Origin of the sequence: Kitasatospora sp. NPDC058184, from assembly GCF_042883725.1 — a bacterium.
Classification (GTDB): Bacteria; Actinomycetota; Actinomycetes; order Streptomycetales; family Streptomycetaceae; genus Kitasatospora.
The window spans coordinates 429,946-442,226 of the sequence record NZ_JBHVVE010000002.1 but is presented as its reverse complement, the minus strand read 5'-3'; the positions used below and the strand labels follow the sequence as shown (position 1 = coordinate 442,226).

The 12,281-nt window shown below is 76.1% G+C and carries 6 protein-coding genes and 1 pseudogene; 6 read left to right on the top strand and 1 reads right to left on the bottom strand.

Annotated features, from left to right (window positions below; genetic code table 11):
- Positions 1-5: 5 nt before the first annotated feature.
- The 3 genes and pseudogenes from ACFVXH_RS05125 to ACFVXH_RS05115 form a co-directional block, all read left to right on the top strand.
- A pseudogene (locus tag ACFVXH_RS05125) lies at positions 6-623 on the top strand (isochorismatase family protein); the annotation flags it as partial.
- A gap of 116 nt (positions 624-739) precedes the next feature.
- Positions 740-973 carry a phosphopantetheine-binding protein gene (locus ACFVXH_RS05120; RefSeq protein ID WP_049657883.1) on the top strand — a complete coding sequence of 78 codons (234 nt, stop codon included), beginning with the start codon at positions 740-742 and terminating at the stop codon, positions 971-973.
- Entirely contained in the window at positions 973-1,815 is an 843-nt protein-coding gene (locus ACFVXH_RS05115) for an AMP-binding protein (protein ID WP_387820271.1), read from the top strand. The genes ACFVXH_RS05120 and ACFVXH_RS05115 overlap by 1 nt, the downstream gene beginning before the upstream one ends.
- A 118-nt stretch (positions 1,816-1,933) precedes the next feature.
- On the opposite strand, the gene ACFVXH_RS05110 is transcribed toward ACFVXH_RS05115, so the two are convergent.
- Positions 1,934-3,079: an amidohydrolase gene (locus ACFVXH_RS05110; protein WP_074004419.1), complete on the bottom strand. Its 1,146-nt coding sequence runs from the start codon at positions 3,077-3,079 to the stop codon at positions 1,934-1,936.
- Positions 3,080-3,292: 213 nt separating this feature from the next.
- Between ACFVXH_RS05110 and ACFVXH_RS05105 the strand changes: the two genes are divergently transcribed.
- From ACFVXH_RS05105 to ACFVXH_RS05095, 3 genes are read left to right on the top strand one after another with little or no spacing between them, the layout of a single operon-like run.
- Positions 3,293-10,603: a non-ribosomal peptide synthetase gene (locus ACFVXH_RS05105; protein ID WP_079272421.1), complete on the top strand. Its 7,311-nt coding sequence runs from the start codon at positions 3,293-3,295 to the stop codon at positions 10,601-10,603.
- Complete coding sequence (locus ACFVXH_RS05100) at positions 10,600-10,785, top strand: MbtH family protein (RefSeq protein WP_049656914.1); 186 nt, start codon at positions 10,600-10,602, stop codon at positions 10,783-10,785. The genes ACFVXH_RS05105 and ACFVXH_RS05100 overlap by 4 nt, the downstream gene beginning before the upstream one ends.
- Entirely contained in the window at positions 10,782-12,188 is a 1,407-nt protein-coding gene (locus ACFVXH_RS05095; RefSeq protein ID WP_074004180.1) for a DHA2 family efflux MFS transporter permease subunit, read from the top strand. Before ACFVXH_RS05100 ends, ACFVXH_RS05095 begins: the two co-directional genes overlap by 4 nt.
- Positions 12,189-12,281 lie beyond the last annotated feature (93 nt).

Genomic DNA, 12,281 nt, shown 5'->3' with positions numbered 1-12,281 from the left:
CCACCGTGGGCCTGCCCCGCATTCCCCGCTATCCCATGCCCGCCGCCGAGGAACTGCCCGCCAACCGGGTCTCCTGGGCGGTCGACCCGGCGCGCGCCGTCCTGCTGGTGCACGACCTGCAGAACCACTTCCTGGACGCCTTCGACGCCGAGGCCGAACCGCTGCCCGAACTCCTCGGCAACGTCCAGGCGTTGGCGGAGGTCGCGCGTGCCGCCGGCGTGCCCGTCGTGTACTCGGCGCAGCTCGGCGGACAGAGCCCGGCCGAGCGCGGGCTGCAGCAGGACTTCTGGGGCCCGGGCATCCCGGCCGACCCGCGGGCCACCGCGATCGCCGACGCCGTCGCCCCGGCGCCGGGCGACACCGTGCTGACCAAGTGGAAGTACAGCGCCTTCGTGCGCACCGAGTTGGAGCAGCTGCTGCGCGAGCAGGGGCGGGACCAGCTGGTGATCACCGGCGTGTACGCGCACATCGGGGTGCAGGCGACCGCCTGCGACGCCTGGATGCGGGACGTGCAGGCCTTCGTGGTGGCCGACGCGGTCGCCGACTTCGGCCCGGCGGAGCACCGCGGTGCGCTGGCCTGGGTGGCCGGGCGCTGCGGGATGGTCGCCACGGCGGAAACCGTGCTCGGGGCGATGGCTCCGGCCGCAGCGGCGGCCGGCCTGGATGCCGTGGCCGGCCTGGACGCCACGGCCGGCTTGGACGCCGCGGAGATCGACGTGCTCGAAGGGGTGGGCGGCAAGTGACGGGTACGGGCTTCACGGTGGAGCGGATCCGGGCCGAGGTCGCCGACCTGCTCGGCGAGGACCCGGCGGAGATCCCGCTGGACGAGAACCTGGTCGACTGGGGGCTGGACTCCATCCGGCTGATGACCCTCGCCGGGCGCTGGCAGGAGGAAGGCGCCGAGGTGGCGTTCGTCCAGCTCGCGGAGCGCCCGGCGATCGAGGCCTGGGCCGAGCTGCTGGGCGCGGCGTGATGGCGGCGGGGGTGGGCGAGGCGCTGCGGGACCCGGTGCGGGATCCGCTCCGGGAGCCGGTTCGGGACAGGGACCGGGACGCGGCCCGCGGGGCGGTGCTGCCCGAGGTGCCCGAACTGCCTCCGCTGCCGCGCCGGACGGTGCGCTACCCGGCCACCACCGCGGTGGGGCCGGTCGAGGCGCAGGCGGCGCGGACGCCGGACGCGCCGGCGCTGGTGCTCGCGGGCGGGGAGACCGTCGGCTACCGGGAGTTGAACGCCTCGGCCAACCGGCTGGCGCGCGCCCTGGCCGCCCGTGGGGCCCGCCCGGGTGCGGTGGTCGGCCTGGCGGCGTTCCGCCGTCCGGCGGAGCTGGTGACGGCGCTGCTGGCGGTGGCGAAGTCGGGTGCGGCGTACCTTCCGCTGGACCCGTCGGACACGCCCGGGCGGCGCGAGCGGCTGCTCGCGGAGAACGCTCCGGTCTGCGTGCTGGGGGAGGGGGTGCCGGGGGCGCTGGCCGGGCTGGAGACGGAGGGCGAGCTGCCCACCGACCCGCCCCGGGCGCTGACCCCGCACCATCTGCTCTGCGTCGGGTACGGCCCGGGCGGGCGCCCGAGCGCCGTCCGGCTCACCCACGCCGAGGCGGACCGCCGGGTGCGCGAGCTCCAGGCGGCCCACCCGCTCGGGCCGGGCGACCGGGTGCTGCAGCTGGGCCTGCCGCTCTGGGAGTACCTGTGGCCGCTGCGGACCGGCGCCGCCGTGGTGCTCGCCGACCCGTGGCAGGAGGGCGAGGTCGGGGCGCTGGTGCGGGAGTTGGGCGTGACGGCGGTGCGGGTGGCGCCCGGGGTGCTGCTCGGCGGGTGAGCGGGACCCGGGGCGCCGGGGGCGACGGCTGACGGAAGACGGTCGACGGGTAACAGATAACAGATGACAACTTTCAGCGAACAGATTTCGTTATCTGTTCGCTGAAAGTTGTCGGCCGTCATTCGTTCGTCGCTGCCGCCGACTCCGCCGACTCCGCCGACTCCGCCGCAAGATCCGCCGCCAGGTCCGCCGCCGTCCACGCCATCGCCACCGCGCCGTCCAGCACCGCCCGCTCCGCCTCTGCGCCCAGCGCCGCCTCGGCGAACGCCGCCTCGTGCGGGGCGCAGGCGCCGCCGGTGATGTCCAGCACCGGATGGATCGACGGCACCGCGTGCGACACGTTCCCCATGTCCGTACAGGCGAAGGGTCCGCTCTCGACCGGTTCCGGCCGGCCGAGCGCCGCCGCGTTGGCCCGCCACAGCGTCAGCAGCCGGGGGTCGGAGCGCATGTCCAGGTAGTCCGGCTCGGGGCGGGTCAGTTCCACCTCGCAGCCGGTGGCGAGTGCCCCGGCGCGGAAGCAGTCCTCGACCCGGGAGCGCAGTTCGGCGAGGTCCTCGGCCGCCGAGGCCCGGATCTCGTACTCGGCGCTCGCGCTGTCCGGGATCAGGTTCGGCGCCGTTCCGGCCGCCGTGGTGATGCCGTGCACCCGCCACTGCGGCGGGAGGTGCTGGCGCAGCAGCCCGATCGCGACCTGGGCGACGGTGAGCGCGTCGGCGGCGTTGCGCCCCCGGTGCGGGTCGAGGCTCGGGTGGGCGGCACGCCCGGTGTAGCGGACGGAGAGCGTGCCGAGGGCGAAGGAGCGGAAGTCGGCGACCTCGACGGGGCAGGGGTGGACCATCATGGCCGCGTCCACCCCGTCGAACGCCCCGGCCTCCAGCAGCAGGGCCTTGCCCGCCCCGCGCTCCTCGGCCGGCGCGCCGATCACCCGTACGGTGAGCCCGAGTTCGTCCGCGTACGGGGCGAGCCCGAGCGCCGCGCCGATCCCGGCGGCGGCGATCAGGTTGTGCCCGCAGGCGTGGCCGAGTCCGGGCAGGGCGTCGTACTCGCAGACCAGCGCGACGGTGACCGGCCCGCTGCCGAGGCGTGCGTCGAAGGCGGTGGCCAGGCCGTGGGCGGGCGCGGTGACCGAGTAGCCGTGTGCGCGCAGCAGTTCGGAGCACCAGGCAGCCGCCAGGTGCTCCTCGAAGGCGGTCTCGGGGTGGGCGTGGATGCGGTGGCTGAGCGCGAGGAGTTCCGCCCGCAGGGCGAGGATGCGCTCGCGCACGGCCCGCTTGGCGGCGCTGGGTCCGGTGGGTTCGGTGGGTCCGGTGGGTCCGGTTGGTTCGGCGCTCTGCGGGAGCGGTTCGGTCTGGGGCACGGGTGGCGTCTCCGGGGTGTCAGGGGCCCGACCCTGCGGGGCCGTTGACCAGATCATATGAACTTAGATTAGGCTAACCTAAGTAAGGCGTTCCGGATCCCCCGAGGAGCTCTCCACCCCATGCCTGCCGTCGAAACCCAGATCGCCGACAGTCAGACCGTCGACAGCCAGATCGCCGACAGTCGGGCCGCCCACAGCCGGACCGTCGACGGTCAGGCCGCCGACGTCCCCCTGCTCGCCGCCCAGGCCGCCATCTGGTACGCCCAGGCCCTCGACCCCGACAGTCCGGTCTACAACACCGGCGACGCCGTCGAGATCACCGGCCCGCTCGACGACGAGCGGTTCGAACAGGCGCTGCGGCAGGCGGTGGAGGAGGCCCAGGCGCTGAGCGCCGTCGTCGTCACCGACCCGGACGGCACGCCCCGCCAGCGGCTGAGCCCCGGCCGCCACTGGCCGCTGCACCGCCTGGACCTGCGCGCCGCCGAAGACCCGGCCGCCGAGGCCGAGGCCTGGATGCGCGCCGACCTCGCCCGCCCGGCCGACCTCGCCGAGGGCCCGCTGTTCACCCACGCGCTCATCCGGCTCACCGGGGACCGTCGGCTCTGGTACCGCCGCATCCACCACCTCGCCGTCGACGCCTACGCGTTGACCCTCCTCGGTGACCGGGTCGCCGCCCTCTACACCGCCCTCGTCACCGGCACCGACCCCGCGCCGAACCCCTTCGCCGGACTCGCCGAGGCCGCCGCCGAGGAGGCCGCCTACCGCGAGAGCGCGCAGTACGGGGCCGACCGTGCCCACTGGTCGGCCCGGATGGCCGATGCCGACACCCCGGCCACCCTCCCGGGCACCCCCGAGCCCGGCGCGTCCCCCGAGTCCGGCGCGTCTCGCGAAGCCGGCGCGTCCGGCGCATCGATCCGCCTCACCGCCGAGCTGCCCGCCGGCACCCGCGACCGCCTGGAGCGCGCCGCCGAGGCCGTCCGCGCCACCTGGGCCGAGCTGCTCCTCGCCGCCGCGGCCGGCTACCTGCACCGCCTGACCGGCACCCAGGACGTCGTCCTCGGCCTGCCGCTCGCCAACCGCCGCGGCCCGGCCGCCCTGCGCACCCCCGTCGCCGCCGCGAACGTGCTCCCGCTGCGCCTCGCCGTCCGCCCCGCCGACAGCGCCGAGGCCCTGCTGCGCGCCGTGGTCCGCGAGCTGCGCGCCGTCCGCCGCCACCAGCGCTACCCGCTGGAGGAGCTGCGCCGCGACCTCGGCCGCACCGGCGACCGCCGCGCCCTGTTCGGCCCGATGGTCAACATCAAGGCCTTCGAGAGCGACCTCGACCTGGCCGGCCTGCCCGGCACCGTCCGCAACCTCGCCGCCGGCCCGGTCGACAACCTCGCCCTGAACGTCTCGCCCGGCCCGGACGGCGCGCTGCGCCTGGTCATCGACGCCGACCCGGCCCGCTACGGGGCCGCCTCCCTCGCCGCCCACCGCGACGGCCTGCTGCGCTACCTCGACGCCCTCGCCGACCTGCTGCTCACCGACCCCCGGACGCCCGTCGCCCGGATCGACCTGCTCGACCCGGACGGCCTGCGCCGCGCCACCGAAGGCCGTACCGAGCCGCCGGTCGAGCGGACCGTGCCCGAGCTGTTCGCCGCCCAGGCCGCCCGCACCCCGGAGGCCGTCGCCGTCCGCTCCGGCGCGGCCGCGCTGACCTACCGGCAGCTCGACGCCGCCGCCAACCGGCTCGCCCACCGGCTGACCGCCCTCGGCGTCAAGGACGGCGCACCGGTCGCGATCGCCCTGCCGCGCGGCACCGACACCCTGGTGGCGATGCTCGCCGTCCTCAAGGCGGGCGGCGCCTGCGTCTCCCTCGACCTCGCCCACCCCGAGCGGCGCCTCGCCGCCGTGCTGGCCGACGCCCGCCCGGTCTGCGCGATCGGCACCGCCGAGGCCCTCGCCGGGCTCGGCCTGCCCGCCGGCCTGCCCGTCGTCCGCCCGCAGGACGCGGCCGGCGAGCCCGACACCGCCCCGCCCGCGCCCCGACTCGACCAGCCCGCCTACGTGTTGCACACCTCGGGCTCCACCGGCCGCCCCAAGGGGGTGGTGGTCACCCACGCCTCGCTGGCCAACCTGCACGCCGGCCTCGGCGAGGACCACGTCGCCCCCGCCCTGCGCCGCGCCGGCCGGGACCGGCTGCGCGTCGCCCACAGCGCCTCGTTCGCCTTCGACGCCTCCTGGGACCCGGTGCTCTGGATGGTCCACGGCCACGAGCTCCACCTGCTGGACGACGCCACCTACCGCGACCCGGCCGCGCTCGCCGCCCACCTCGACCGCGAGCGCGTCGACTACCTCGACCTCACCCCCTCCTACCTCGAAGTCCTGATCGCCGAAGGCATCCTGGACGAGGGCCGGCACCGCCCGTCCGTCCTCGTGGTCGGCGGCGAGGCCACCCCGCCCGCCCTCTGGCAGCGCCTGGCCGCCGTCCCCGGCCTGCACCCGGTCGACCTCTACGGCCCGACCGAGACCACCGTCGACGCCTACGCCTGGACCCCGGGCCCGGACGGCGCCCCGCGCGGCCGGGTGGTGCGCGGCTCCCGCGCCTACGTCCTGGACGGCTCGCTGCGCCCCGCGCCCGACGGCGTCACCGGCGAGCTGTACGTGGCCGGCGCCTGCCTGGCCCGCGGCTACCTCGGCCGCCCCGACCTCACCGCCGAACGCTTCCTCGCCGACCCCTTCGGCCCGCCCGGCAGCCGGATGTACCGCACCGGCGACCTCGCCCGGCGCCGCCCCGACAACACCCTGGAGTTCCTCGGCCGGGCCGACGACCAGGTGAAGATCCGCGGCTTCCGGATCGAGCCCGGCGAGATCGCCGCCGTCCTCGCCGAACTCCCGGGCGTCGCCCAGGCCGTGGTGATCGCCCGCCCCGGCCCGCAGGGCAAGCGCCTGCTCGGCTACGCCGTCCCGGAGAGCGGCAGCGCGCCCGACCCGGACGGGCTGCGCGCCGCGCTCGCCGCCCGGCTGCCCGCGCACATGGTCCCGGCGGCCGTGCTGCTGCTGGACGAACTGCCGCGCACCGCCCACGACAAGCTCGACCACCGGGCCCTGCCCGAGCCCGCCGCGGCCACCGAGGGCACCGCGGCGGCCACGCCCCGGGAGGAACTGGTCTGCGGCCTGTTCGCCGAGGTCCTCGGCCTGCCGCAGGCACCCGGCCGGGAGGCCTCCTTCTTCGACCTCGGCGGCCACTCGCTGCTCGCCGGCCGCCTCGCCGCCCGGCTGCGCGAGACCTTCGCCGCCCCGGTCGGCTTCGCCGACGTGTTCCGGCAGCCGACCCCGGCCGGCCTCGTCGAACTGCTCGACCAGGCCGCCCTGTTCGACCCGGCGGAGCCCGAGCACCGCCCCGCCCTGGTGCCCGTGCCGCGCACCGGGCGGATGCCGCTCTCGCCCGCCCAGCGCGGGCTCTGGTTCCTGCACCGCCTCGAAGGCCCCAGCCCCACCTACAACATCCCGCTGGCGCTCACCCTCACCGGCCCGCTCGACCGGCACGCCCTCGGCCTCGCGCTCGGCGACCTCGTCGCCCGGCACGAAGTCCTGCGCACCGTCTACGGGGAGGAGCCGGACGGCACGCCGTACCAGCGCATCCTCTCCGAGTTCCGGCCCGAACTTCACGGGAGCACCGGAGAGCTGGCCGATGAAGTCCGGTACGCCTTCGACCTGACCGCCGAACCGCCGCTGCGCGCGAGCCTGTTCACCGACGGCCCCGAGCGGCACACCCTGCTCCTGCTGCTCCACCACATCGCGGGCGACGGCGCCTCCACCACCCCGCTGCTGCGCGACCTGGCCGTCGCCTACGGCGCCCGGAGTGCCGGTCGGGAACCGGAACTGCCGGAACTCGCCGTCCAGTTCGCCGACCACGCGGCCTGGCAGCGGGAGCGGCTCGGCGCCGCCGACGCGCCCAGCCCGCTCGCCGTCCGGCAGGTGGAGCACTGGCGTGCCGCGCTCGCCGGACTGCCCGACCAGCTGGAGCTTCCGCTCGACCGCCCCCGTCCGGCCGTCGCCGGCCACCAGGGGGCCACCGTGCCCTTCGCGCTCGGCGCCGAGGCGCACACCGCCCTGGCCGGGCTCGCCCGGGCCGCCGACAGCACCGTCTTCATGGCCGTCCAGGCCGGGCTCGCCGCCCTGCTCACCCGGCACGGCGCCGGCACCGACATCCCGGTCGGCACCCCGGTGGCCGGCCGGGAGGACGAGGAGACCGCCGCACTGGTCGGCTACTTCGTCAACTCGGTGGTGCTGCGCACCGACACCTCCGGCGACCCGACCTTCCGCGAGCTGCTGGCCCGGGTCCGCGGCACCGTGCTCGCCGCGCACGAGCACGCCGAACTGCCCTTCGACCGCCTGGTCGAGGAGCTCAACCCGGCCCGCTCGCTCGCCCGCCACCCGCTGTTCCAGGTGATGCTCGCCTGGCAGAGCCGCCCGGACGAGCGGGCCGCCCTGGGCGGCGGCCTCACCGCCGACATCGCCGCGATCCCCAGCGGCACCGCCAAGTTCGACCTCACCCTGAACGCCGGGGAACTGCCCGGCGGCGGCATCGGCGGCTTCCTGGAGTACCGCACCGACCTCTTCGACGCCGCCACCGTGGCCGCCTTCGGGGAGCGCCTGACCCGGCTGCTCACCGCCGCCGCGAGCGCCCCCGACACCCCGATCGGCCTGCTGCCGCTGATCGGCGAGGAGGAGCGGCGGCGCGCCCTGGTCGAGTGGAACGGCCCGTCGGTGGACACGTCTTCGGACGCCACCCTGCCCGAGCTGTTCGAGGCGGCCGCTGCCGCCCATCCGCACGCCGTGGCGGTGGGCTACCGGGACGAGCAGCTCGACTACACCGAACTCGCCGCCCGTGCGGACCGGTTGGCCCGGCTGCTGGCCGCCGAGGGCATCGGTCCCGGCACCATCGTCGCGCTCGCCCTGCCGCGCTCGCTCGAACTCGTCGTCGCCCTGCTGGCGGTGGCCAAGTCCGGCGCCGCCTACCTGCCGCTCGACCCCGACTACCCGGCCGACCGGCTCGCCTACATGCTGGCCGACGCCACCCCGGCCGCCCTGCTCACCGACCGCGCCACCGCGCCCCGGCTGCCCGCCCACGAGGTGCGGCAACTCCTGGTCGACGGGCCGGAGTCCGCCGCCTTCCCGGCCGCCCCGCTGGAGCAGCACGAGCGCACCCGCCCGCTGCGCGCCGAGGACACCGCGTACGTCATCTACACCTCCGGCTCCACCGGCCGGCCCAAGGGCGTGCCGGTCACCCACCGCAACGTGGTCCGGCTGTTCGGCGCCACCGACCACTGGTTCGGCTTCGGCGCCGAGGACGTGTGGACGCTGTTCCACTCCTACGCCTTCGACTTCTCGGTCTGGGAGCTGTGGGGCGCCCTGCTGCACGGCGGCCGACTGGTCGTCGTCCCGCACCTGGTCAGCCGCGACCCGGCGGCCTTCCTGGACCTGCTCGCCCGCGAGCGGGTCACCGTGCTCAACCAGACGCCGTCCGCCTTCTACCAGCTCAGCGCCGCCGACCGGGACCGCCCCGGCAGCGAACTCGCCCTGCGCTACGTGGTGTTCGGCGGCGAGGCGCTCGAACTCGCCCGGCTGGACGACTGGTACGACCGGCACGCCGAGGACGCGCCCACGCTGGTCAACATGTACGGCATCACCGAGACCACCGTGCACGTCTCGTACATCGCCCTGGACCGGGCGAGCGCCGCCGCCGGGAGCAGCAGCACCATCGGCGTCAACATCCCCGACCTGCGGGTCTACGTCCTCGACCAGCACCTCCAGCCCGTCCCGCCCGGCGTCACCGGCGAGATGTACGTGGCCGGGGCGGGCCTGGCCCGCGGCTACCTCGGCCGCCCCGAGCTGTCCGCCACCCGCTTCGTCGCCGACCCGTACGCCGCGCTGTTCGGCGAGCGCGGCACCCGGATGTACCGCTCCGGGGACCTCGCCCGGCGCCGCGCCGACGGCGTCCTGGAGTACTTCGGCCGCGCCGACCAGCAGGTCAAGCTGCGCGGCTTCCGGATCGAACTCGGCGAGATCGAGGCCGTGCTGGCCGCCCACCCGGCCGTCGCCGACGCCGCCGTGGTGGTGCGGGAGGACGTGCCGGGGGACAAGCGGCTGGTCGGCTACGCGGTCTCCCCGGTCGGCGCCGTGGGACCGGTCGGTACCGCCACCCCGGACGAGCTGCGCGCCCACGCCGCCGCCGAACTGCCCGCCCACATGGTGCCCTCCGCCGTCGTCCTGCTCGACCGCCTCCCGCTGACCGCCAACGGCAAGCTCGACCGCCGCGCCCTGCCCGCCCCCGAGGCCCCCGCCGCGGGCGCCGGCCGCCCGCCGCGCACCCCGCGCGAGCAGCAGCTGTGCGAACTGTTCGCCGAGGTGCTGGGCGTGGCCTCGGTCGGCGTCGAGGACGACTTCTTCGCACTCGGCGGGCACTCGCTGCTGGTCGTGCGGCTCGCCGGGCGGATCCGCGAGGTGCTCGGACTGGAGGTCGGCATCGGCGCGCTGTTCCAGGCGTCCACCGTGGCCGCCCTGGACGCCGCCCTCGCGGCGGGCGCGCCCGGCGCCGACGCCCTGGACGTGCTGCTGCTGCTGCGGCCCGTCGCCCCCGGCCGGCAGCGCCCGCTGTTCGCCGTCCACCCGGCCGGCGGCCTCAGCTGGTGCTACACCGGCCTGATCCGCAACCTGCCCGGCGAGGTGCCGATCTACGGCCTCCAGGCCCAGGGCGTCGGCGCCGCCACTGCCGAACTCCCGCTCCCGGAAACGCTGGAGGAGCTGGCCGCGCACTACGCCGACCGGCTGCGCGAGGTCCAGCCGGAGGGCCCGTACCGGCTGCTCGGCTGGTCGACCGGCGGGATCATCGCGCACGCGGTGGCCGTCCGGCTCCAGGAGCTGGGCCAGGAGGTCGAGTTGCTCGCCATCCTGGACGCCTACCCGGCCGAGGGCTTCCGCGAGCTGCCCGTCCCCGACCAGGCCGAGGCACTGGAGGCGCTGCTCACCATGGGCGGCTTCGGACCGGAGGACCTCGACGGCCTGCCGCTCGAACTCGGCGCCGTCACCGTGCTGTTGCGCCGCGAGGGCAGCCCGCTCGCCGGGCTGGACGAGAGCACCGTGGCCGCGCTGAACCGGATCTACCTCAACACCAACCACCTGGTGCGCGGCTACGACCACCGCCGCTTCGACGGCGACGTGCTGTTCTTCCGCGCCACCGTCGACACCATCGACGACACCCTGGTGCCCGAGCTGTGGACGCCGTACGTGTCCGGCCGGATCGCCAACACCGACGTGGCCTGTTCCCACAAGGACATGACCCTGCCCGAGCCGATCGCGCACATCGCGAGCGTGATCGCCGACCACCTCAAGCAGTCCGACAAGCAGTCCGACAAGAAGACCGACGATGGAGAAGACCACCGATGAGTGACGCCCCCGCCAACCCCTTCGACGCCGACGGCGAGTTCCTCGCGCTCGTCAACGCCGAGGGACAGCACTCCCTGTGGCCCGCCTTCGCCGCCGTCCCGGCCGGTTGGACCGTCGCCCACGGCCCCTGCGAGCGGCCGGCCGCCCTGGAGTGGATCACCGCGCACTGGACCACGCTGTGACCCCTCCGGCAACCCCTCCGGCGGTCCAGGCCCCGGCGCGCCCCCTGCTCGCGGGGCGCGCCGCGGTGGTGGTCGTCTACACGGCCGCGATGTGCATGAACGGCCTGGACTCGACCATCGTCAACCCGGCGCTGTTCAGCATCGCCGAGGACTTCGGCCGCCCGGTCTCGGCGGCGAACGCCGTGGAGACCGCCTTCCTGGTCGGCCTCGCCCTCGGGCTGCCGGTGGCCGGCTGGCTCGGCGACCGGTACGGCGTCAAGCGGGTCTTCCTCGGCTCGCTCGCCGCCTTCACCCTCGCCTCCGCGCTCTGCGCGGCGGCGCCCGGCCTGGGCACGCTGTCCGCCGCCCGGGCCGTCCAGGGCGTGGCCGGCGGGCTGCTCACACCGGTCGGGATGACCCTGCTGTTCCGGGCCTTCGCCCCGCACGAGCGGGCCGGCCTGGGCCGCATCCTGATCGTCCCGACCGCGCTGATGCCCGCCCTCGGGCCGCCGCTCGGCGGCTTCCTCACCGAACACCTCTCCTGGCACTGGCTGTTCCTGGTCAACGTGCCGATCGGCGCGGCCGCCGTGCTGATCGGGCTGATCGGCCTGCGCGGCGAACAGGAGCCCCCGGCCGGCCGCTTCGACACCACCGGGTTCCTGCTCGCCACCCCCGGCCTCGGCCTGCTCACCTACGCCCTCGGCTTCGGCCCGGCGCACGGCTGGACCTCTCCGGGGGTGGCCCTCGGCGGACTGCTCGGCCTGGTCCTGCTGGGCGCCGCCGTACGGCACCAACTGCGCACCGCCGAACCCCTGGTGGACCTGCGGCTGCTCGCCGACCGCACCTTCGGCACGGCGAGCTGGCTGGCCCTGCTGACCTCGGCCGGGCTGATGGGCGCCCTGTTCGTGCTGCCGCTGCTCTACCAGGCGGCGCGCGGCGCCACCGCCCTGGACGCCGGGCTGAGCGTCTTCCCGGAGGCCATCGGCCTGATGGCCGCCTCGCAGGTGGTGGACCGCCTGCTGCCCCGCCTCGGCCCGCGCCGGCTGGCCCTGCCCGGGCTGCTGCTGGCGGCGGCCGTGCTGGCCGTGCTCGGCTTCGCGGAGAACCCGTGGGCCGTACGGGCGTTGATGTTCGCCGTCGGACTGGTGCTGGGCACCGCCGTGCTCACCGTCCAGATCGCCGGCTTCGCCGACGTCCCGCCGCCCGCGATGGGCCGCGCGATGGGCCTGTTCACCATCCTGCGCACCCTCGGCGGCGCCCTCGGCATCGCCGCCACCGCGGCCCTCATCGGCGCGTTCGGCGACGGCGCGGGCGCCGGACCGTACCGGCTCGCCCTCGGGCTCACGGCGGCCCTGGTCGCCGCCGGCGCCCTCCTGGCCGTCCGCCTCCCGGTCGACGCCCCGGGCCCGCCGCCGGAGGACTGAGCCCTCAGGTGGTGGTCGTCCGCCCGCCTGCGTCGTGCGGCCCGGCGGACGACCACCGCACCGGGCACGGGAGCAACGCCACCGTGCCGGATC

What these genes read in the sequence shown, in the direction of transcription:
- ACFVXH_RS05115 (WP_387820271.1), top strand. Translation starts at nt 973, where the DNA reads ATGGCGGCGGGGGTGGGCGAGGCGCTGCGGGACCCGGTGCGGGATCCG.
- ACFVXH_RS05105 (WP_079272421.1), top strand. Translation starts at nt 3,293, where the DNA reads ATGCCTGCCGTCGAAACCCAGATCGCCGACAGTCAGACCGTCGACAGC.
- ACFVXH_RS05100 (WP_049656914.1), top strand. Translation starts at nt 10,600, where the DNA reads ATGAGTGACGCCCCCGCCAACCCCTTCGACGCCGACGGCGAGTTCCTC.